Origin of the sequence: Streptomyces sp. NBC_01390, from assembly GCF_045040105.1 — a bacterium.
GTDB lineage: Bacteria > Actinomycetota > Actinomycetes > Streptomycetales > Streptomycetaceae > Streptomyces.
Map to the genome: position 1 here is coordinate 3946360 of NZ_CP109551.1, position 21042 is coordinate 3967401.

Genomic DNA, 21042 nt, shown 5'->3' on the forward strand with positions numbered 1-21042 from the left:
CCACGGCCATTGTCACACCGCTCGCCCTTCGACCGCTCACCCTTCAAGGGCCCGCCGGATGAACTCCTCACGGGTCGCGTTGGAGGCGCGCGACACAGCCGCATGGCCCGCCGTCATGTCGAACCCGTGGAAGCCTCCGCCCCACATGTGGAAATCGACGCTCACGCCCGCCTCGGACAGGCGGCCGGCGTAGGCCAGGATCTCGTCGCGGAAGGTCTCCACCGAGCCGGTGTCGATGTAGGTGCGCGGCAGCCGGCTGAGGTCCTCGGCACGGGCCGGCGCGGCGTACGGCGACACGTCCGGGCCGCCGCGCCGCTCGCCCAGCAGAGAGGTCCACCCGTACAGGTTGCTGCGGCGGTCCCATCCGCACCCGCGGTCCACCATGCGACTGCTGTGCGTCTGGAAGCGGTCGTCGAGCATGGGGCAGATCAGCACCTGGTGGCTGAGCCTGGGGAAGGCGCGGTCGCGGGCGAGCAGTGCGGTCCCCGCCGCGAGGCCGCCGCCGGCACTGGAGCCGGCGATCAGGAGCCGTTCGGGGTCGACACCGAGCTCGGCCGCGTTCTTCGCCGTCCACACCAGCCCCGCGTAGCAGTCGTCGAGCGGCGCGGGGTCGGGGTGCTCCGGCGCCAGCCGGTACTCGACAGACACGACGACCGCACTCCCGTCGATCACATGGGGGAGGAAAAGGCTCACGCCCGTCCGGCGGTCCCCCGCGACCATCCCGCCGGCGTGGATGTGGAAGATGGCTCCCTTGGGGCCCCGGTCCTCGACGGGGCTGAGAATCAGCAGAGTGATGTCCGGCGCGCCGTCCGGGCCGGGTACCTGACGCTCCTCCACCCGCACCCTGCCGCCCGCCGTCAGATCCACCGGCTCCATCCCGGGGGGACCCTCGACCAGCAGCCGTCGGGTCTCTGCGAGGGTCTCGTCCGACACGGTCGGAAAAGCAGCGCGCATCGCCTCCTCGACGGGCGCGAGCTCCGGGTCCAACGGGGGCCGGATGGTCGGGGCACCGAAAAAGTCTGCTGCTGTCTGGGCTGCCATCTGTTCTCTCCTTCGGGAACGACGACGGGAAGCGGGTGAAATCCACTCTCCGGTTCCGATGCCCGCAGGGCTACCGGCAGGTGGCTGGAACCGTCGCCGGTGGCCCCGCCATATGGCGGGGCCACCGGTCGGGCGGGGCCGGCCGGTGCCGTGGGACCACCTGCGGCCTGAGGTGACTACGGACCTGCGACGGCGACGGCCTGACCAGGCTGACCGATCGACCATGTTCGGGTGTACGCCGACACCACCCCCGCCGACCGTCTACAGCTTGCCCGTCCTGAAATCCGCACTGCTCTTGAGGACCGCGGATTCCATGGTCCAGTTCTCCGGCTGGACCCTCTCCCAGAGACTTCCCTTGCCGGATTCCCTGCCCGCCTGGTCCTCCCGACGGAACCATTCCTCGGCGCTCTTGATCCGGTCGGGGTGGATTTCGTCGAGCAGGGCGTAGTCCCTGGTGATGATTCCGTGCTTCCACACGTTCCAGAAGCCCGTGAAGTTGTCGCGGAAGCTCATGGTGCTTTTGTCGTTGGGATCGGCGTTGTATCCGGCCGGGGAATCGACGAGTCCCACCAGGTCCGGACTGCTCCAATACGTGTCCAGGTCGGTGTCGACGTACTGTGCCGGATGCCCGGTGACCGCTGTCGCCGTGCGCTGCACCTGAGCGGTGACCGCGTCTTCGAGGGCGTAGAGGTCGCTGATCGTGAACAGATGACTGATCCCGCGCGTGAAGTCGGGCCAGAAGGTGGGGGTGTTCCCGTAGTCGTCGGTCCACCCGGGCGGGTTCTCGGGGTTGTTCCAGTCGCCGGCGTAGTCCTTGGCTCGAATCCCCGACCGCGCAAGATCAACGCGGCCGCCCCAGAAAGCGGCTGGGCTATCGGTCCACACCGTGAAAGGCTGCCCGCTCAGGACAGGGGAGGCGGGGCGAGCATGGGGCTGGACTACAGCTACGAGATCTTCGTGCCCCCTCGGAACGTTGCGCGAGCACTGACCCGGCTGGCCGAACTCGCGCCCCAAGGCCGCGACACTCCGCCGCTTCCGGTCACTCTGCCGGGCGGCGAGCAACTGACCGTACCGTTCACCTCCAAGTTCAAGAGCGAGCCAGTCGACTCTTCAGCAGGCGGCACGCTCGAACTGGACACCTCAATCATGGTTGGCGTCGACGACGCGATCCGTGAGTTCCACCTCCGGGATGTCGACGGGGTCGACGAGCTGGGAAGAGTGTCAGTCGGGTACATCTACTTGACCGTCCGGTTCTCGTCCGCATGGCACCCGAACTTTGCGTCACTGCAGTTCACGGCGGCCACCTCGGACATGAGTCGGATGTTCGAGCAGTCCGCGAGCGTCAGGAAGGTGTTCTCCGACCTCACCGCCGCTGCCGGTGGGGTGTGTTGCCTGCTCGACACCGAGACCGGCGTCTTCGACATCTGCTGGCTCAACGGCGAGACGGTCAATGGCGAGACTGTTCCGGGTAGCCGTTTCCCGCACTTCCACAATCTCGTCGCCGCCTGGCGCGAGCCGGTGGAGTAGAACGGCAACCAGCCGTCTCTTGCGTCTGGGCTTCCCGGGTGCGCTACCGGGGCCTCCCCCTGAGGGGTGGACACGCTGATACTGGATCTGCTTGATCCGGAGGAAGCGAGAACACCGCCGATCGCAATGAAGGCGATGAAGGACTACTCGGACGAGTTCGAGGCGGCTCTGCCGCTCAGGCAGCCGCCAGTTTCCGGATGCGCGGGCGGTTCTCCAGTGCCCAGCGCACGGTCTTCGGGGGGCGTCCGAGCAGGATTTCCAGCTGGTCGGTGGTGCCTCGGTATCCGCCGCCGCCCATCAGGCGGGTCAGGGTCCGGAGGTGTTCCGCGGTGTGCGGGATCGCGGCCAGGGCGGGGTCTATGTAGGTCCTGTTCCAGGTCTCCACGTCTTCGGGGACGTAGGTGACCGGGCGTCCCAGCACGGCCGCGTAGTCCTGCGCGAACCCGTGCATGTCCTTGAGCTCCGGGCCGTTGAGGTCGTAGGACCTGCCGATGTGCGGCGCCGGGTCGGTCAGGATCTTCACGCACAGTTCCGCCACGTCGTAGCCGGCGATGGGCGCGAGGCGGTGGTCGCCGAAGGGCAGACGCAGTTCGCCCCTGCTCAGCGGCTCCAGGGCCAGCCAGGTCATCAGGGGGTTCTCGACGAACATGGCGCCCCGGATGTTGACGGTCGGCAGGCCGGACCACTCCAGCACCTGCTCGGCGACCCAGTGGGCCCGCTGCTGCGGCGACCAGTCGGCAACGAGTCCGCCGAGATGCGCACACCGTTCCTCCTCCGGCGCGGTCATCTTGTCGAAGGTCATGAACGACTGCTCGTACTCGGAGATGTTGACGAACGCCTCGATGTCGCCCTGGGCCCGCGCCGCCGCGGCCATCAGGCTCACGGCGTCGGTGTAGTACGGCGACAGGCCCATGCTGAAGTAGACGCGCAGGACACCCTTCAGGGCGGCGGTCACGTCGGCGATGGTGAGCAGGTCACCGACGATGACCTCGGCCCCGGCCTGGCGCAGCGACTGGGCGCGCTCGTCGTCCTGGCGCACGAACGCCCGTACCGGATGCCCTTGTTCAAGCAGCATGTCGACCATCGTCCGGCTCACGCCGCCGATTTCGCCGGCGGCACCGGTGACCAGGATGGGATTGCGCTCTGACATCAAAACGTCCTTCGTCTGTGTGGAGTGGATCAGCCGTTCGGAAAGCCCGTGAGGCTGTGTGTCAGCCGGCCAGACGGTTGATCTTGCGGATCTGCTTGTCGAAGGCCCGGGCGGGAACGACGCGACGCAGTGTGCTCACGCGTCCGGCCGTGGGGCCGGCGGTGTAGCGCAGCTTCGGCTTGGCGTCGGTCGCCGCCGCGACGATCGCCTTGGCGACGACGGCGGGGGCGTCACCGTCCCTGACCGCCTCCGCCATCACGCGGTCGACGGTGAGGCGCTGGCTGGCGTAGGCGTGCAGCGGCAAGTCGGGCTTCGTGCTGTTGGCCTCGAACCCGGTCCTGGTGTAGGCGGGTTGGACGAGAAGCGAGCGGACGCCGTGCTCACGGACCTCGTGGTCCAGGGACTCGGAGTAGCCCTCGATCGCGTGCTTGGAGGCCGCGTAGACGGCCATGTAGGGCTGAGGTATGAAGCCGAGGACGGACGAGATGTTGATGATGCGCCCGTGCCGCTGGGCGCGCATGTGCGGCAGGACCTCCGTCACCATGCGCATGACCCCGAACACGTTGGTGTCGAAGACCGCTTGGGCCTGCGCGACGGAGGTCTCCTCGGCCGCACCTGTCGAGCCGACGCCGGCGTTGTTGACCAGGACGTCGATCCGGCCGAACCGGTCGATCGTCTCCTGGACCGCGGCGGTGACCGAGGCGTCACTGGCGACGTCCAGGTCGACGAACGTCACACCGTCGAGTGGGGCGACGCGTGCGGCGTCCCGGCTTGTTCCGACCACGTCGAAACCCGCCGCGACCAGCGCGAGCGCGGTTTCCCTGCCGATGCCGGATGACGCACCCGTCACGAGTGCCACTGGCCGGTTCGTCGTCATCATGACTCCCACACCTCTTGGAAACTGATCGGTTTTCCTCCACAGTAAACCGATCGGTTTTCGCATGCAAGAAGGGTGATGCGTCAGTGCACGCCTGCCGCGTCGAGCAGGGTGGTCGCCGTGGGCACGATGAGCCCCGTCAGAATGTCGGCTCCGATTCCCGCGCGGGCGCTGGCCCCGTCGAAGACCAGGCCGAGCTGACGGGTCAGCAGGTCGGGATCGCCCGCCCCGCCCCGCTCGGCCTCGGAACGGAAGAAGGCGGTCAGGTTCGCCTTGACCTGGTGGGCAACCCGGCTGGCGGGATGACCCTGATCCTTGAGCTCGATCTGTACGGCCAGATACCGACAGCCCCGGAACTCGGGTGCATCCGCCTGTGATTCCACCTGCTCGAAGACGTGCAGGATCCGCTGACGGGGCGATCGGTCGTCGTCCGCCGCAGGGAGGAGTGTCGCCACATAGGCAGAGGCGTGCCCCTTCAGGCTTGCCGCCAGCAGTTCGTCCTTGCTCTCGAACAGCTGGTACATGGAGCGCTTCGACACTCCCGCCGCCTTACACAGGGCCTCGACGCCGATGCCGACACCGTCTCGATAGGTGAGCGCGGCCGCCGCCGCCAGCAGCCGCTCCCTGGGGCTTGGTTTCACTTCGGTGGTCATATCGCGAGATTAACTCGAAACGACCCAAAAGAAAACCGATCGGTTTCCAGGGTGACCTGGTCACGCCGCAGGGTGTAGCCCTGGCCGCGTCGCGCAGTCACGCCCTGGCCGAGCGCGGCGCGCTCGGCGTCCCGTCCCTGCGGCCCGAGGCTGAGGATCTCGGACTGGAGGTCCTCAGCCTCGGGCCGGTCACCGCGGTACAGCTACCGGTCGGCTGCCGCCGAAGACGGTGCTCAACCCGCCTGTCCCTGCTCCGCGCCGGTTGCCGGCGGGACCACTCGGAGGCTCGCCATGGGCTGCACCCAGGACAGGTCCGTCCCCTCGGGCGCCTCGAGTTCGACGGCGGCGCTCCAGCCGGGCGTCAGTTCGGTGAACTCGCCGAACGGCGGCCGGTACATCCGGAGCACCCGGGCCGGGGAGGTCCCGGCATCCGGTGGGGCGTCCTCCGGAAGGACCGCATCGCCGGGGAGGACGCTCCGCCCCACGCTGACACAGCGGGCGTGACAGACCACCCTGTGCGCCGAGAGCCGCTCGTACACGATCTCCACTTGCAGCAGTCCGACAGGCTCGGTGCCACTCATGCCGAGGATGCCTCCATACTCAACCCGCCTGTCCCTGCTCCGTGCCGGTCGTCGGCGATACCACTCTGAGGTTCGCGTCGGGCTGCACCCACGACAGGTCCGTCCCCTCGGGCGCCTCCAGTTCGACGGCGGCGCTCCAGCCGGGCGTCAGTTCGGTGAACTCCCCCACCGGCGGCCGGTACATCCGGAGCACCCGGGCCGGGGAGGTCCCGGCATCCGGTGGGGCGTCCTCCGGAAGGACCGCATCCCCGGGGAAGACGCTCCGCCCCACGCTGACACAGCGGGCGTGACAGACCACCTTGTTCGGCGAGGGCCGCTCGTACACGATCAGAACCCTCAGTAGCCCGACGGGCTCGGTACCGCTCACGCTGAGGATGCCTCCATCCGGGTTCAGAACCAATTCATGACCTTGTCGGCCACCTCGGACGCCACACCGCTGCCGATGATGCCTCCGACGACACCACCCACGACACCGCCCACGACGGTACCCGCTCCGGGTATGGCCGAGCCGATGGCCGCCCCCACCTCCGCGCCGTAGGCGGCGCCCGCGAGGCCGCCCGCGAGGCCGGCGGCGTCCCGGGTGGCGGTGTGGAGCCGCTGCGCCGGCGGTGCCTTGGCGACGTCGTAGGCGGAGAGCGCCACCGCTCCGACGAAGAGGCTGCCCTTCAGTGCGCCGCCTACCGTGATGAAGCCCGCGTCGCCGCCCGCCGAGCCCGCCAGCTTGCTCGCGGTCGAGGCGGCACCGCTGCCCGAACCACCGGTGGCCCCGGCACTCTTGGCGAACTCCTCGATCTGACCCGGGGTCATTTTGGGGGTCATCTTGAGGCTGTCGTCCAGGTCGACCTGTCTCGTGGACGGATCGACGTCGACACCCATCTTGGACAGCATGCTCCGCGCCTGCTCGACCGGAATCGTCACCCGGGCTCGCTCGGCGACGTCGGTGGCGGACGCCCCGACCCAGACCTCGCTCTCGTGCGGGAGGGACAGGTAGTAGTTGTCCATGATCTCCAGGTCGGTGAGGTCCTGCCGGTTCAGGATGTGGAGCACGCCCTGCCCGTGATAGTCGTTCGCGGCCTGGGTGGCGAAGTGGGTGGAGACACCGGGGTCCGAGGACGTCGGTGTGAACCCGGTGGACTGGATGTTCTCCGAACCGCCGAAACCGACGGTGGAGCCGCGGAACAGCCAGTCCGTCGCGTCTGTCGGCGGGCGGTAGGACGGGCCGGGGCCCATGTCCGCCGGGTACATCTGGCCGCTGGGGTCGGCGTTGGTGACGGGGTTGTCACCGGAGTAGGCGTAGCCGCCGAGCTGCTGCGGGTCGGTGGCCTCGAACTTGGGGTCGACGCTGATGAAACGTCCCAGCGCCGGGTCGTACTTGCGGACGCCGACATCGGTGTAACCGGTGGCGGATTCCTGGGACTTGCCGAGGTACGAGTGGGTGGGGTCGGGCCACGCGGTGCCGTTGGCGTTGGCCCGTTGCTGCCCGTACGGCGTGTACTGCTGACGGGACACCTTCTGCGTGGTGGTGTCCATGGCCATGGTGCCGGTGCCGTGCGCGTCGCCGAAGAGGTAGTCGATGCCGCCGCCGGGCAGGCTGGAGCGGACCGCCACCGAGCTGCCGGCGCCGCCGTGCGCGTAGGTGCGTACGGCGCCGAGCAGGACGTTCGGAGTGACAGCGGTGTTGACGACGATCTCGGTGTCGCCCGCGAACAGCGTGGTCTTCCCGGGATCGCGGCGTATCAGCTGGTTGCCGTCGGCGTCGTAGACGTACTTGGTGGTGGTGGGGCTGCTTCCGGTGGTGTCGACCTGGGCCAGATGGCCTTCGTCGTCCCAGGTCAGGTTCTGGCCCGTGCCGCCGCCGGTGGGTGTGCGGGTGAGCAGGTTGCCCGCGGCGTCGTAGACGAAGTCTGTCGGGCCGGTGCCGCCGGTGGTCCTGGTGAGGGTGTGCGGCTGAGCGCCGGTGGCGTTGCAACCGGTGGTGCAGCCTTCGACGTAGCCGGTGGTGGTGTCCGTCCCACCGGTGGTGGAGTGATCGATCACCTGGGTGCGGTCACCGACGGCGTTGTAGCCGTAGGACTGCCAGTACGACCCGGCCGTGCCGGCGACGGTCGCGGCGGTGGGGTCGGTGCCCTGCGCCGGGCAGGCGGCCTTCGCGGTCCAGGCCTGGGACAGCCGGGCCAGTGCGTCGTACTGGTAGCACTGGGTGTCGCCGGTCGTGTTGCCGGTCTCGGACTGCTGGTCCACGGCGGACAGCGGGTTGCCGGCGGCGTCGTAGGTGTACTTGGTGTCGTCGACATCCGGCCCCGGCGCCTGCGTACGCGAGATGAGCCGCTCGGTGGGCCTGCGGGTCTGGTCGTCGTAGGAGTAGGTGATCCAGGCGGGGTTGGTCGACGCCCCCAGAGTGAGCTGGGAGGGCTCGCCGTAGCTGGTGTAGACGGTGCCGCCGACGTAGGTCTGGGCGCTGCTCGCGGTGGTGGTCGGGTTGCCGAGCACGTCGTGCCCGTAGGTGATGGTCTCGCCGATCAGGCCCTGGGTGCGCGGGTCGGTCTGCGTGGCGAGCAGCTGCGCCTTGACGCTGTAGGTGTAGGTGGTCTGGTAGCTGGCCGGCAGCGGGGCTTCGCTCGCGGGCAGCGTGATCTTCGTGCCGGTCGACTTGCCCAGGGTGGTGTAGCCGGTCGTCGCGACCGTGTATCCGCCCGTCACGCCCTGCGCATAGCTGGTGGACGAGGTCTGCTGGCCGATCCGCAGGGTGTCGTACAGCCAGGAGGCGACCTTGAAGTTCTTCGCCTTGTCCGTCTCGGTGAGTTTGCGGCCGAGCAGGTCGAAGGTGAAGTCCAGCTCGTTGTTGCGGGAGTCGGTGGTGGAGACGAGGTTGCCGGCGTCGTCGAAGGTGTAACGGCTCGAGCCGGCGTCCGGGTCCGCCTGCGAGGTCTTGCGGCCCAGCAGGTCGTAGCCGAAGGACCAGACCGCGTTGTCGGGGCCGGTCACCTTGTTCTGCCGGCCGGCCGCGTCGTAGCCGTAACGGGTGGCGTGGGACGTCCCGCCGGTGACGGTGAAGCCGTCGGTCGCGTTGCCGCTCACGGTCGGTGCCGCGGTGAACTGGTCGAGTTCGGTGTTCTGACCGCGAGCGTCGGTCACCGTGGTGGTGGCCACCGCACCGGTGGGCGGGATGACGGTGGTTCTGTCCCCGGTGTAGGCGGTGCGGGTGTTCCGGGTCTGAACCCCGTCGCGCTCCTCGGTGCTCCTGGTGGTCCGGCCCGTACCGTCGTGGTCGGTGACGGTGGTGGCGGGGATGCTCACCTGGGAGACCGACACCAGACTGGAGCGCGGGTCCCCGGAGATCGCGTAGCTGTTGTTGGTGACCACGGTCCAGCCGTGCGAGTCGTACTGGGTGTCCGAGACCGTGGTGCTGCCGTTCTCCGCCGTCACCTGGGTCTGCAGGCTGCGCAGCATGGCGTCGTACAGCGTCTCGTTGACGCTGTAGCTGCCGTTGTCCAGCAAGGTGCCCGTGGTCACCACCGAAGGAGCGGTGGCGGAGAGCGCGTAGCCGTAGGTCATGCTGGCGGGGGCGCCGGCGCCTTTGTTCGCGTTGGGCAGCCAGACACCGGTCAGCCGGCCGAGCGCGTCGTAGGACAGCGACGTGACCAGACCGGCGACGTCGGTCTTGGTGAGGGGCACGCCACGGGCGGCGTCCAGTGCGGAGGTCGCCACCTGGCAGTCCTTGGACGACGTGGTGGCCGGTGTGCAGCTCGCACCCGGGGTGACCTGCGTGGCGGTGGTGGTGCTGGTCGGCAGCGCACCGGCGGCCGGTGTGTACGAGGTCGCCACCGTCTGGGCCAGGCTGCTGCCGTCCGGGGCGGTTGCACGGGGCGTACGGGTGGCCAGTACCACTCGGCCGTAGGAGTCGTACGTGCTCTGGGTCTGGTCGACGAACCTGGTGGCGGTCGCCCCGCTGGACGCCGACGCCTTCTGGACGAGAGTGGCGTCGCCCGTGCTCGGCAGGTCCGGGCTGGTCTGGCCGTCGCCGTTGTAGGCGAAGGTGTGCCCGTCGTACGAGGTGCGGGTGTCGGAGACCAGGTTCCCGGAGGGGGTGGCCCCGGAGCTGTTGCAGTCCTGGTCGGTGACGATGCTCTCGGCGGTGACCACCACGGTCGCGGGGGTGCCGTCGAGATAGCGGGTGAAGGTGCACTTGGCGGTGTTGCCGGTGGCGCCCGTCTCACCGCGGTCGTCGCTCTGGACGGCCATGCCGGTGGTTGTCCGGCCCAGGGTCGTGTTGTAGAAGGTGTCGGTCTCGGTCTTCCGCCAGCCGTAGGAGACGGCCTGACGGGTCAGTGTTCTGGCGGGGCGGACCATGTTGGCCGTCAGGTCCGCGACTCCGGTCCGGGACCGCGTGGCGGTGGGGCCGATGATCTTGGGAACGTTGAGGACGGCCTTGTCGATGGCGCCGTTCACCCCGGTGTAGGTGTCGGTCTCGAAGACCTGCCCGGCCAGCGCGTTGTCGTCGGCGACGCTGACACTGCCGTCCTGGCTGGTGAGCGCGGGCACGCTGCGTGTCCCCGACGGCATGGTGTCGCCGTTCATGCCCAGGAAGTAGTAGGTCTTGGTGAGGGTCTTGCGGTCGTAGACCTTGGCCCCGTCGGTGTAGTGGAAGACGTTCGGGTCACCGGTGGTGACGTCGACTTCCGGGAAGCCACGGAACTGACCCCAGGTGCGGTTCTTGCTCTTGACCGTCTCGTTGTCGTCGTAGTGCCAGCCCGGGTTCCCCTTGTAGGAGTACTCCGTCAGCAACTCCGGCTCGGTGCCGTCCTGGTAGCTGTTGTGCGGGTCGAGGGTGGTCACCGATCTGACCGGGTGCAGGGAGAACCAGTCCAGCATCGGCGCGGGCTGTCCCTCCGGCGTCCAGTACACCGGGAAGCACCGCAGCTTGTTCGTCGAGGCGAACCCCTTCGCCGCCGCGTCCGCCGGGTCGGCCGGATCACTTGCCGGGGCGCTGGAGCAGTCCGGGGTCTCGTAGGCGACCGTGGTCTGCGCGCCGGTCTCCGTGGTGACCGTCTGGATCCGGTCGTGGTACATCAGCGGCATCTGCGGGATCGTCCCGACCCGGTTCGCCAGTTGCAGCGGCGGATCGAAGCTGACCGACGGGGTGGAGGCGTCGGCTGTGGCACCGCCGAGCCGGTCCAGGCCGGTGTGCTTGATGCCGTCCAGCCACAGGGTCGGGGCATGGTCCCCGCCGTCGGGGAAGGACTGGGTGAAGTCGTAGCGGTCCACCTGCTTGGTCGCCCCGCCGACCTGCACCTGAGTGGTGATCGAGGTCAGCCGCTTGCGCGACCAGAAGCTGGGACCGTGGTTGGTGCAGTCCGTCGCGTCCTTGGCGCAGTTCAGGTCGATCGGCACATCCGGCCAGTACTCCGGATTGGACTTGGTGAACTGGGAGTCCGAGCACGTGTTGCCCGCGGGCGTGCCCGAGAAGCACCGCTCCGCCGTCGTGTCGAACAGGATCTGCTCCGGCGCGGTACCCGAGTAGACCGTGGACGAGGTCATGCCGTAGTCGATGCGCTTCAGCGTCCCGCCGCGGGTGTAGCCCACCGCGGTGTTCTTCATGTTCGGGCCGTAGTAGCCCGTCTCCGGCGCGTAGTAGTACGCCATCGCGTTGCTGTGGCGGTCCACGACGTAGTCCAGGTTGAACCGGTAGCCCAGGGTGCAGGAGCTGGACGCGAAGTCGGTGCCCGCCGGGCAGTCCGACACCCCGCTGTGGGCCTTGTAGACGGGCATCGTCCAGGCCGACTTGGTCTCGTCCTTGCCCGAACTCCAGCCCGGCAGACGGTTCCGGCCGAAGTAGTACTGGACGCCGTTCTCGGTGACCTTGAAGTACTCACCGTTGTCGGTGCCGTTGGTAGCACCGGTCAGGTCCTCGATCTTCGTGGTGGAGTCGTCCTGTGCGGGGCGGAACGTCTTGGTGCTGTCGTCGTAGACGAGTGCCGTGGACTTCCCGTCCAGCGACAGGGTCAGGATCTGGCCCGCCCAGCACTCGTCGCCGTCGTTCTTCGGCGCGTCCGACGACGAGTCGTCCTTGCAGGACTTGTAGGTCCGCTCGATGTAGTTGTCCGAGGTCGACCAGCCGTCGCCCAGCCACGAGGACTGGTTGTTGGTGCCCTCGGTACGTGAGTCCTGGGTCGCCGAGTTGTAGCTCAGGTTCAGCGTGGGTGCCGAACCGCCGATGGCTCCGGGCACGGAGATCGGGTAGTTGTAGGTGAAGGCACCGGTGTTGCCGGAGGTGGACCAGGTGCCGCCGGCCGTCAGGCTGGTCGCCGCGTAGTCGCCGGAGGAGCCGCTGGTCCCCGAGGTCGCGGCCAGCGCCACCATGCCGCCGGAAGCCGCGGCGGTCTGCGCGGTCAGCGTCCTGGAAGTCGTCGCCGGCAGGGAGACCTGGGCCGACAACGGTGTGCCGGCGCTGGTGCGCAGCGGTGTCTGCGACTGGCACCGTGGCAGTCGGGGGGTCGTCAGTACGCAGGCCGGCAGCCGCACCAGGTGCAACCGTGCGGCGTAGTCGCCGCCGAAGGCGTTCCGGAAGGCCGAGTCGTCCACGTCGACCCCGACGCTGCCGGAGCCGCCCTTGCTGCGCAGTGTGAACAGCACGCCGTGCACACCGGCGGCCTGTGCGGTCTTCTGGTCGAACGTGGTCACCTGGACGCTGCGCGCCGAGGCACCCGAACGTGCCGCCGACAGCAGCACCGGCGACGACCCCGCCCGCACTCGCGACACCGTCCGCCGCGAGGACGCCGGGCCCGCCGCCGCGTGCGCGGAACGCCCACCGGTGGGCGGAACGGTCAGCGACACCGTCGAGCTCCCGGCACCCGGCAACGACGCGTGCTTCGCGGGATCGAACCGTGTGAACCTCTTCGAAGCCGCGACCGCCTTCGGCTTCGCGTGGGTGAAGGGAATCCGCTTGTCCTTGACCACCGCGGGGGCGGGGATGTGCCGGTGCGAATCCGGCGCGGCCATCGCGTCCGCGGCGGGGACGAGCATGCTCACCAGGAGGACACCTGTGGTCGGGAGGCTGAGGCCACGGAGCCGTCCGGCACCCCGTCGCATCCGTCTCCCCAGCCCGGTTGTTCGCGTCATCGTGAGCCCTCCCCCGTTCCCGTCCCGGGGCACGCGGAAGCCGCCCCCGGGTGTTGCTGCGGGCGCCCAGGCAACTTTCCTTCGGAACAGGCCGGTTGGGCGCACGCCAAAGGAGAGGCACAGTTGATCAAGCCCCCACGGAAACTTCACGCTAGGGCCTGAGATCAACACGGCATGCAAAGCGCATGCACATGGAAAGCAAAGGAATCGCTTAAGCTCGAACTCAAATTGACTGCTATACGTCAAAAATGGACCTCATACGGTCACCAAGTGATCGATTGACGATGGACCCCGCTCACATCGGCCCCACAGAATGCACTCCGGCGCGGGGCCCACGGGGGGAACCGCCGGAAAGCGGAGGACCCCAACCTTCATGTCCGTCCATCGCAGTTCCTTGCGCATGTCCAGACTCCTGCTGTCGAGACCGATCGCCGGCGTCGTCGTCACAGCCCTGACCGCGGCTTCACTGGCCGCGGCGACACCCGCGGGGGCCGCGCCCGACGCCTCGCACAAGGCCACGCCGAAGAGCGGCGGTTCGCCCTCCGCCACCCGGCGTCTCAATCCGACGGAGGCGGCGTCCTCGCGAGCGAAGGCCACCGGCGAGCCGGTGACGATCGACCAACTCACCGACACGGGAACGCTGGTGGTGGCCAACCCGGACGGCACTTTCACCCGCACCGACTCCTCGATGCCGCAGCGCACGCTGCAGCACGGGAAGTGGGTGCCGATCGACACGAAGCTGGTGCGGCAGGCGAACGGAACCTGGGCACCCAGGGCCGCCGTCACCAACGTGCTGTTCTCCGGCGGTGGTTCGGGTGCGCTGGTCACGATGCGCAGCGGCAGTCACCGGCTGGGCTTCTCCTGGCCGGGCAAGCTGCCCGAGCCGGTGATCTCCGGAGCCACCGCGACCTACCCCGAAGTGCTGCCGCAGGTGGACCTGCAGCTGACCGCGGACGCCTCCGGCTACTCCTCGATCCTCGTGGTCAAGTCACGTAAGGCGGCGGCCGATCCGCGCCTGCGGAGCCTCGCCCTGAACACCACCTCCTCCCAGGTCGAGGTGACCCCCACACGTGACGGCGGGGCCCGGGCCACCGACAGGCGCACCGGCGAGACGGTGTTCCACAGCGACACCGCGCTGATGTGGGACAGCGCCGGCCAGAAGCCCTCCGGCATCTCCTCGGTCCGCACGGCGACCGTCCCCCTGGCCCGTGCCGAACAGAAGGCTGCCGCCAAGGTCGGCGCACACCGCGCCCAGGTGCGGGTGAGTCTGCGAAACGGCCGTCAACTGCTGGGCCTGGACCAGAAGTTGCTCACCGCCAAGAGCACCACCTACCCGGTCTACGTCGACCCCGAGTGGAGCGGCAGGCCCTCCCAGCTGGACTGGGCGCGGATCTCCGACAACGGGTGGAACGTCTACAACTCGACGTCCACCTCGGGTGCGACCAACGCGCGTGAGGGCTGGGACAACAACACTCCCGGCAACGGTGAACGGGCCCGCACCTACTACCAGATGAACACCAGCGGCATCAAGGGCGCCGTGGTCACGCATGCCTCGCTGTACGTGAAGCAGCTCTCCGCCGCGTCCTGCGCGGACACCCCGGCCGCCGTCTACGGCACCGACCGCCCCGCCGGGTGGAGTTCCTCGTCGCTGTACTGGGGCCATGAGCCCGGCGGACGCACCGGCTCCCTGGGCAGCACCAACCCCAAGAGCCACGAGGCCGGCACCTGCCCGGTCACCGACGGTGCGAACTCCTGGGTCAGCCCGCCGTCACTGGAGTTCGACGTGACCTCCCGGGCCCAGAGTGCGGCGGCCGGCGGCTGGAAGAGCATGACGCTGATGGTCCAGTCGCCCAACATGAACGACGCCACCCAGTGGAAGCAGCTCGCCTACGGCGGCGGCGCCACCATGTCGGTCACCTACAGCTACCGCCCCAAGCTCAAGAACGGCACCGGCACCCCCGCCATCAAGCCGTCCATCGTGAGCATGGGCAAGACGATGACCACCACCCACACCCCGACACTGTCGGCCCGCGCGGTGAACCCGGACCTGGCCGGCGGCAGCGAACTGGTGCGCATCGACTACCACGTCCACAACTCCTCCGGCACCCTGATCCACCAGGGCTTCGGCCCCAACCTGGACTCCAAGAAGCGCGCCCGCTACAACACCAACGGCAGCGACTGGACCACCCCGAGCCTGCCCGACGGCACCTACACCTGGAACGCCACCGCACAGAACGCGGCCGGCTACTGGGCCCTCGTCGCCGGCTCGAGCACCTGGACCAAGACCCAGAGCTTCACCGTCGACACCAGCGCGCCACCCGCACCCACGGTGACCTCAAGTCAGTTCCCGGCCAAGCAGATCGGCGCCGCCTTCGGCGACAAGGGCACCTTCACGCTCAGCAACAACCACACCAACAACATCACCGGCTACCTGTTCGCCCTGGACGCCACACTCGGCAACACGGTCTACAGCAGCGGCGTCACCAAATGGGTGGTGGGTACGACGATCGTGCCGGGCCACGTCTACTACGCCACCTCGGACAACGGCCCCGGCACCGGCACCTCGGCGATCAACGGCAGCGCCTCCCCCGCTTTCGCCCCCGCCAAGGCGGGACCGCACACGCTGTACGCGAAGGCGGTGGACCAGGCCGGCTCGACGTCCATCTCCCAGACGGCCTACGCCTTCTACGCCGGGACCAGCACCCCGACGTACGCCTACGGCGACAAGATGATCGCCGGCTGGACGGCGACCAACACCGACGGCACCACCACCGCCGTGCCCAAGGCGACCACCACGTCCAAGGGCGGCCAGCTGATCAGCCAGATCGCCTACAGCGGCTACGAGTTCGCCGACGGCTACCAGGCCATGCTCGCCAACAAGAGCACCACCTCGAAGGTGGTCAGCGGAGACAGCGCGACGCTGAGCTTCGACATTCCCAAGGACGGTCCCTGGAGCTTCGGGGTCAACCTGACCAAGGCGAAGGACTACGGCATCTACGGTCTGGTCCTGGACGCGGGCAAGCCCACCCAGGCCACGCTGATCAGCGGCTTCGACGCCTACAACTCGTACAACACCACCCGGTTCGTCAACCTCGGCATCCCCAAGGACGCGAACGGTCAACTGCTCACCCTCAAGCAGGGCGTGCACACCCTGACCCTCACCCTGACCGGCAAGAACCCCAGCTCCACCGGCTACCAGGCAGGCATCGACGTACTGCGCCTCGCGCCCGCGCTGACCTGCGCGCTGAACAGCACCAGCAGCTGCCTGAACAACACCGCGACCAGCACCTTCACCACCACGACCAGCGCGGCCGACGCCGACGGCTCCGGCAACAGCATCAACTCCGCCGACCTGACGAGCACTTCGGGCTGGCAGAGCGGCAAGACGGTGACCGTCGACGGTACGAGCATCGCCCTGCCGAAGTTCGGCACCGGCACCTACGACAACATGCTGGCCTCCGGCCAGACGGTCACCCTGCCGGGGACCGGCGTGGTGAACACCGGCGGTGCCGTGGTCTTCCTCGCGTTCGCCACCGGAGGCGCCGCAAAGGACGCCACCGGCACCATCACCTACGCCAAGAACAACTGCCTGGACCCGAACGGCGCCTCCGCCGACCAGCCGTACACCCTGGACACCGTGCCCGACTGGCTGAGCGGCCCCGCCTCCGCGGCCACGCTGACCCTCGTCCACCAGAACCACAGCAACAACACCCAGACCAGCCCGAGCCCCGGCCCGAAGATCTACGCCGTCAGCGTCCCGCTGGCCTGCCCCGGCTCGGTCGTCAGCAGCGTCTCACTGCCCCTGTTCACCAACGGCGTCCAGGCCGGCCAGCCCACCCTGCACGTGCTCGGACTGGGTGTACGGCCGCTGGCCGTCACCGGTACCGGATCGAGCGCCAAGCACTGGGTCGGCACCTGGTCCGCCGTCCAGGACACCGCCACGGTGCAGCGGTCCAGCGGCACCACCGCGACCGTCAACGGGCAGACCATCCGCATCCCGGCCCACATCAGCATCGGCACCGACGACGGCAACGGGGTACGCGTCCATCTGTCCAACGCCCGGGGAACCGCCCCGGTGACCTTCGACGCGGCCTCCGTCGCGGCGCAGGACGGCACGGCGGGCGGCGCCACGGCAGCCGCGGCACCGGTACCGCTGACCTTCGGCGGCGCCGCCACGGTCACGATCCCGGCGGGCGGCGACGTCACCAGCGATCCGGTGACCCTGGCCGTCGCGCAGCAGACGACCGTCCTGGTCAGCGTGCAGGTACACGGCTCCGTGTCCGCGATGGCGGGCCACGGCGCGGCCCAGTCCCCCAGCTGGGTCAGCGACGCGGCCAACCGCACCGGTGACACCGCCGCCGGCAACTACACGCCGTCCGCCTTCACCGGTCTGCCGTATCTCACCGGCATCGACGTCACCACCCCCGCCGACGCCCCCACCGGCTCGCTGGTCCTCTACGGCGACCAGAGCGTCAACAGCGACAGCGCGAACGGCGACGGCAAGCACCACCTCAGCGACGCCTTCAGCGACGCCCTGGTCAACGACCCCGTCGGCGACAACTCCGTGGAATACGGCGTACTCAACGCCGGCACCAACAGCTACAACCTGAGCAACAACCTGCTTCCGCAGATCACCAACAGCACCACACCGATCAACGCGCTCAACCCGGTGGACCGCAACGTGCTGGCCCAGGCCAACGTACGCACGGTCCTCGTCTCCACCGGCGCCACCGACCTGCTCAACTGCACCGGCACCGCCGACGTGTGCGCCACCGGCGTGGAGAACGGACTGGCCGCGCTGAACAGCGAGTTGAGCTCGTACTACACCGATGACAGCCAGGCGTACGACGTCTACGGCCGGCCCATCACCCAGAACTCCAACATCACCGTCTACCTCACCACCATCCCTCCGTTCACGGCCGTCCACCCGGGCACGGCGGCCCAGGAGGCCGCGCGCGAGCTGGTGAACAACGACCTCCTCGCCAACTACCCGGGCCAGGTCATCGACTTCGCCGCGGCGGTCTCGACCGACGGCACGGCCACCTCGTCGACCGTGAAGACGGCCGACCTGTACAACGGCAACCCGGCCGACTCGTACTACGCCGACCTCGCCGCCCAGTACCTCACCACCACCGACAACGGCCTCGTCAACATCGCGCCGAACCTGGTCGTCCCGCTCGCCACGGGCAGCGACACTCCCGAGAACGCGTGGGAGCTGGCCGCCGACGGCACCGACGACGACGGGGACAACCCGTTCACCGCGGTCGGCGGCGCGACCTTCGGCTCGGCCGGACCCGACGCGGTCAACGCCCCGGCCACCGCCACCTCCTTCGACGGCAGCACCGGATTCCTGGAGAGCGACCACACCGCCGTCAACACCCTCGCCGACTACACCGTCTCCGCCTGGGTGAAGATCAACTCCACGGACAACCCCGCCACCGCCATCTGCGAGGGAACCAGCCAGCACCAGGCGTTCTACCTGGGCTACGACCGAGGCAACAAGGGCTGGATGTTCCAGACCACGACCACCAACGACGACAACGCCGACTTCCCCACCGCCGAAGGAGCCGCCAACACCGGGGCCGTAGGCACCTGGACCCACCTCCTGGTCACCTACACCGCACCCGTGGACGGCGACGCCGCCACCGGCCTCATGTCGATCTACCAGAACGGCACCCTGATGGGGACCGCCACCAACCTCACCCCGCAGTACGACTCCTCACTCCCCCTGACCATCGGCGGCTGCGTCAACAGCCCCGACGACACCACCCCGTACAACGCGTTCCCCGGCTCCGTGGCGGGCGTCCACGTCTACCCGTACGCCATGGCCGCCGGCGACGCCGACGCGGCCAGCGTGATCGTGCCCAGCGGCTGGCAGAACGGCATGCCCGAGGACGAGTGGAAGCTCGCCGCCAACGGCACCGACACCGCCTCCCTCAACCCGCTCACCGCCTCCGGCAGCGCCACCTTCGGCACGGGCGCGCCGAGCGGGCTGTCCGGCAGTGTCGCCTTCGACGGCAGCACCGGCCTCCTGAAGAGCAAGCAGAGCGCGGTGAACACCCTCGGCGACTACACCGTCTCCGCCTGGGTGAAGATCAACTCAGCCCTCGGCACCACCGCCGTCTGCCAGGGCACCACCCAGCACCAGGCCTTCTACCTCTCGTACGACAAACCCAGTGGCGCCTGGATGTTCCAGACCAGCACCACCAACGACGACAACGCCGACTTCCCCACCGCCGAAGGAGACAACAACACCGCGCCGGTCGGCACCTGGACCCATCTCGTCGCCGCCTTCCGCGCACCGGTCGCCGGCAGCGCCAACACGGGCAACATGGCCCTGTACCAGAACGGCACCCTGATGGGGACCGCCACCAACCTCAGCCCCCAGTACGACTCCTCACTCCCTCTGACGGTCGGCGGCTGCGTCAACAGCGCCTCCGCCACCACCCCGTACCTGGCGTTCCCCGGCTCCGTGGCGGACGTCCACGTCTACCCGCGCACACTGTCGGCGACCGAGGTCGGCGCCCTGCACTGACCCGCACCGCCGCCACGGGCCCCTGCCGGTTCGTCACGGCTTGACCGGCCAGGTGTTCCCAAGAGGTCGAAGGCCCACGCCACCAGGCGTGGGCCTTCTTCCGTGCGGCGGGGGACGAGCGGTCGGATCCCGCTCGGCGCGGACTGACCGATCCCCGGCCGAGCCGGGTGGACCGGGGATCCGGACGATCGGACCGGGAGCCTGGACGGTCGGCCGACGCGGTGTCGCGGGGCGCGCGCCTAGCGTCGTTCTCGTCGGGCCACCGCGGCACGACACCCGATCCCGAGGGGAACGTTCGATGGATCAGCGATCGACGACCGGAACGCACACCGACGCCAAGACCGTGGACGGTGCGACCACGGAGTTCGAGCCCGACGTCATGGACCTGCTGGTGGAAGCGCTGCGCGGCGCGGTCGAGCGCGAGTCGCCGGCCGTGGGTACGGACACGGTGCTGGCCGCGCTCGTCATGGGGGACACGGACGCCGGTGCGGCGACAGCACCGGGTATACGGGTGTCCGGTGGGCTCAGTGGCCTGATCTCCGGCCGGGCAGGCCGCGGTTGGGCGGACGACGACGAGGGCGGCGCCGCGCCGGCCGCGACCGACGCCGACGCGCTGGAGGTCGACGCCGCCTGGCGCGATGCGCAGTGGCGACTCGGCATCGGCTCACGCGGGTCCGCCCCGCGGAGCGACCGGGCCCGGCCCCGGATGACCGGGGCGCTGCGTACGTGCCTGCTGCTCGCGCTCGCGTCGGCCCGCGCCGAAGGGACGATCTCGGTGCGCTGCCGGCACGTGGCCCGGGCCCTGGTGGACCTGCCCTGCGGCAGGGCCCGCGAGGCGCTGCTGCTGCGGGGGCTGGATCCTGCCGCGGCGGCAACCGCGCTCGACGCGCTGAACGCGGACGCCTCGGCCCGGAGCCACGGCCCGGAGTCCCGTGGCGTCACCCTGCTCCGCCGGGCCGGAACCCTGGGCAGGAGCGGCAACCGGCTGACCCGGGCGATCGCGTCATGGACCTCGGGGGCCGCCCAGAACGGCTCGCCGGTGCTGTTCGCGGTGTCCGTCGAGGCCGTACGGCAGGCGGTCCGGCGCGGGCGCACCGAGGCCGAACCCGTGGATCTCCTGCTGGGAGTGCTGGCCCTGGACCGGGCCCTCACTGTCGCCGGCCGGTCGCTTCCCGAGAGCCTCGCGACGGCCAACTCCGCCGGGACCCTGCTGCGTCGGCACGGTGTCCGGCAGGCTTCCCTGACCCTCGCGGCGGTTGCCTCCGAGCCAGTGCCCGACATCACCGATGTCACTCGGGTACGGCTGTCCGCCGCCGCCGACCAGGCGATGGCTGTCGCACGGCTCACCGCGGCCGAGCACGGCTCCCCCACGGCCGGTACGGTCCATCTGCTGGCCGCGCTGCTCGGCGTACCCGCCGCGGATGCGGATGCGGAGGCGGGCCCGGGAACCGAGGGCGCGGTCTCGGTCGTACGACTGCTGCGGGCGTCCGGTCAGGTGGACACGGCCGGCCTGCTGGCGGAGCTGCATCTCCGGTTGCAAGACAGGTCGTAGGAACAGG

At 69.3% G+C, this 21042-nt stretch carries 11 protein-coding genes; 3 read left to right on the forward strand and 8 right to left on the reverse strand.

Annotation, left to right across the window (positions count from 1 at the left end):
• Nucleotides 1–36 precede the first annotated feature (36 nt).
• Nucleotides 37–1041 (reverse strand): alpha/beta hydrolase fold domain-containing protein, encoded by a 1005-nt coding sequence (locus tag OG241_RS17645; RefSeq protein ID WP_405816406.1) that lies wholly within the window; start codon nt 1039–1041, stop codon nt 37–39.
• 261 nt (nt 1042–1302) lie between these two features.
• Nucleotides 1303–1926, reverse strand: a complete 624-nt coding sequence (locus OG241_RS17650) for a hypothetical protein (RefSeq protein ID WP_405816407.1) — start codon at nt 1924–1926, stop codon at nt 1303–1305.
• A 42-nt stretch (nt 1927–1968) separates the two neighbouring features.
• Between OG241_RS17650 and OG241_RS17655 the strand changes: the two genes are divergently transcribed.
• Nucleotides 1969–2568 (forward strand): hypothetical protein, encoded by a 600-nt coding sequence (locus OG241_RS17655; RefSeq protein ID WP_405816408.1) that lies wholly within the window; start codon nt 1969–1971, stop codon nt 2566–2568.
• Nucleotides 2569–2743: 175 nt separating this feature from the next.
• On the opposite strand, the gene OG241_RS17660 is transcribed toward OG241_RS17655, so the two are convergent.
• The 6 genes from OG241_RS17660 to OG241_RS17685 all read right to left on the reverse strand — a co-directional run bounded on the left by OG241_RS17660 (nt 2744) and on the right by OG241_RS17685 (nt 12852).
• Nucleotides 2744–3718 carry an NmrA family NAD(P)-binding protein gene (locus OG241_RS17660; RefSeq protein ID WP_405816409.1) on the reverse strand — a complete coding sequence of 325 codons (975 nt, stop codon included), beginning with the start codon at nt 3716–3718 and terminating at the stop codon, nt 2744–2746.
• A 61-nt stretch (nt 3719–3779) separates the two neighbouring features.
• Nucleotides 3780–4595: an oxidoreductase gene (locus OG241_RS17665; RefSeq protein ID WP_405826277.1), complete on the reverse strand. Its 816-nt coding sequence runs from the start codon at nt 4593–4595 to the stop codon at nt 3780–3782.
• Between the two features lie 83 nt (nt 4596–4678).
• Entirely contained in the window at nt 4679–5248 is a 570-nt protein-coding gene (locus OG241_RS17670; protein ID WP_405816410.1) for a TetR/AcrR family transcriptional regulator, read from the reverse strand.
• A gap of 233 nt (nt 5249–5481) precedes the next feature.
• Entirely contained in the window at nt 5482–5829 is a 348-nt protein-coding gene (locus OG241_RS17675) for a hypothetical protein (RefSeq protein WP_405816411.1), read from the reverse strand.
• Nucleotides 5830–5848: 19 nt separating this feature from the next.
• Entirely contained in the window at nt 5849–6196 is a 348-nt protein-coding gene (locus tag OG241_RS17680; protein WP_405816412.1) for a hypothetical protein, read from the reverse strand.
• A gap of 23 nt (nt 6197–6219) precedes the next feature.
• Nucleotides 6220–12852, reverse strand: coding sequence for an RHS repeat domain-containing protein (locus tag OG241_RS17685; protein ID WP_405826279.1), 6633 nt, complete (start codon nt 12850–12852; stop codon nt 6220–6222).
• Between the two features lie 496 nt (nt 12853–13348).
• Between OG241_RS17685 and OG241_RS17690 the strand changes: the two genes are divergently transcribed.
• Together OG241_RS17690 and OG241_RS17695 are read left to right on the forward strand one after the other, a co-directional pair.
• Entirely contained in the window at nt 13349–19483 is a 6135-nt protein-coding gene (locus OG241_RS17690) for a LamG-like jellyroll fold domain-containing protein (RefSeq protein WP_405816413.1), read from the forward strand.
• A 298-nt stretch (nt 19484–19781) separates the two neighbouring features.
• Nucleotides 19782–21035, forward strand: coding sequence for a hypothetical protein (locus OG241_RS17695; RefSeq protein ID WP_405816414.1), 1254 nt, complete (start codon nt 19782–19784; stop codon nt 21033–21035).
• Nucleotides 21036–21042: the final 7 nt, after the last annotated feature.

Coding starts and splice junctions, on each gene's coding strand:
- OG241_RS17695 (WP_405816414.1), top strand. CDS start 19,782: ATGGATCAGCGATCGACGACCGGAACGCACACCGACGCCAAGACCGTG.
- OG241_RS17675 (WP_405816411.1), bottom strand. CDS start 5,829: ATGAGTGGCACCGAGCCTGTCGGACTGCTGCAAGTGGAGATCGTGTAC.
- OG241_RS17690 (WP_405816413.1), top strand. CDS start 13,349: ATGTCCAGACTCCTGCTGTCGAGACCGATCGCCGGCGTCGTCGTCACA.
- OG241_RS17685 (WP_405826279.1), bottom strand. CDS start 12,852: ATGCTCGTCCCCGCCGCGGACGCGATGGCCGCGCCGGATTCGCACCGG.
- OG241_RS17660 (WP_405816409.1), bottom strand. CDS start 3,718: ATGTCAGAGCGCAATCCCATCCTGGTCACCGGTGCCGCCGGCGAAATC.
- OG241_RS17670 (WP_405816410.1), bottom strand. CDS start 5,248: ATGACCACCGAAGTGAAACCAAGCCCCAGGGAGCGGCTGCTGGCGGCG.
- OG241_RS17655 (WP_405816408.1), top strand. CDS start 1,969: ATGGGGCTGGACTACAGCTACGAGATCTTCGTGCCCCCTCGGAACGTT.
- OG241_RS17645 (WP_405816406.1), bottom strand. CDS start 1,041: ATGGCAGCCCAGACAGCAGCAGACTTTTTCGGTGCCCCGACCATCCGG.
- OG241_RS17665 (WP_405826277.1), bottom strand. CDS start 4,595: ATGACGACGAACCGGCCAGTGGCACTCGTGACGGGTGCGTCATCCGGC.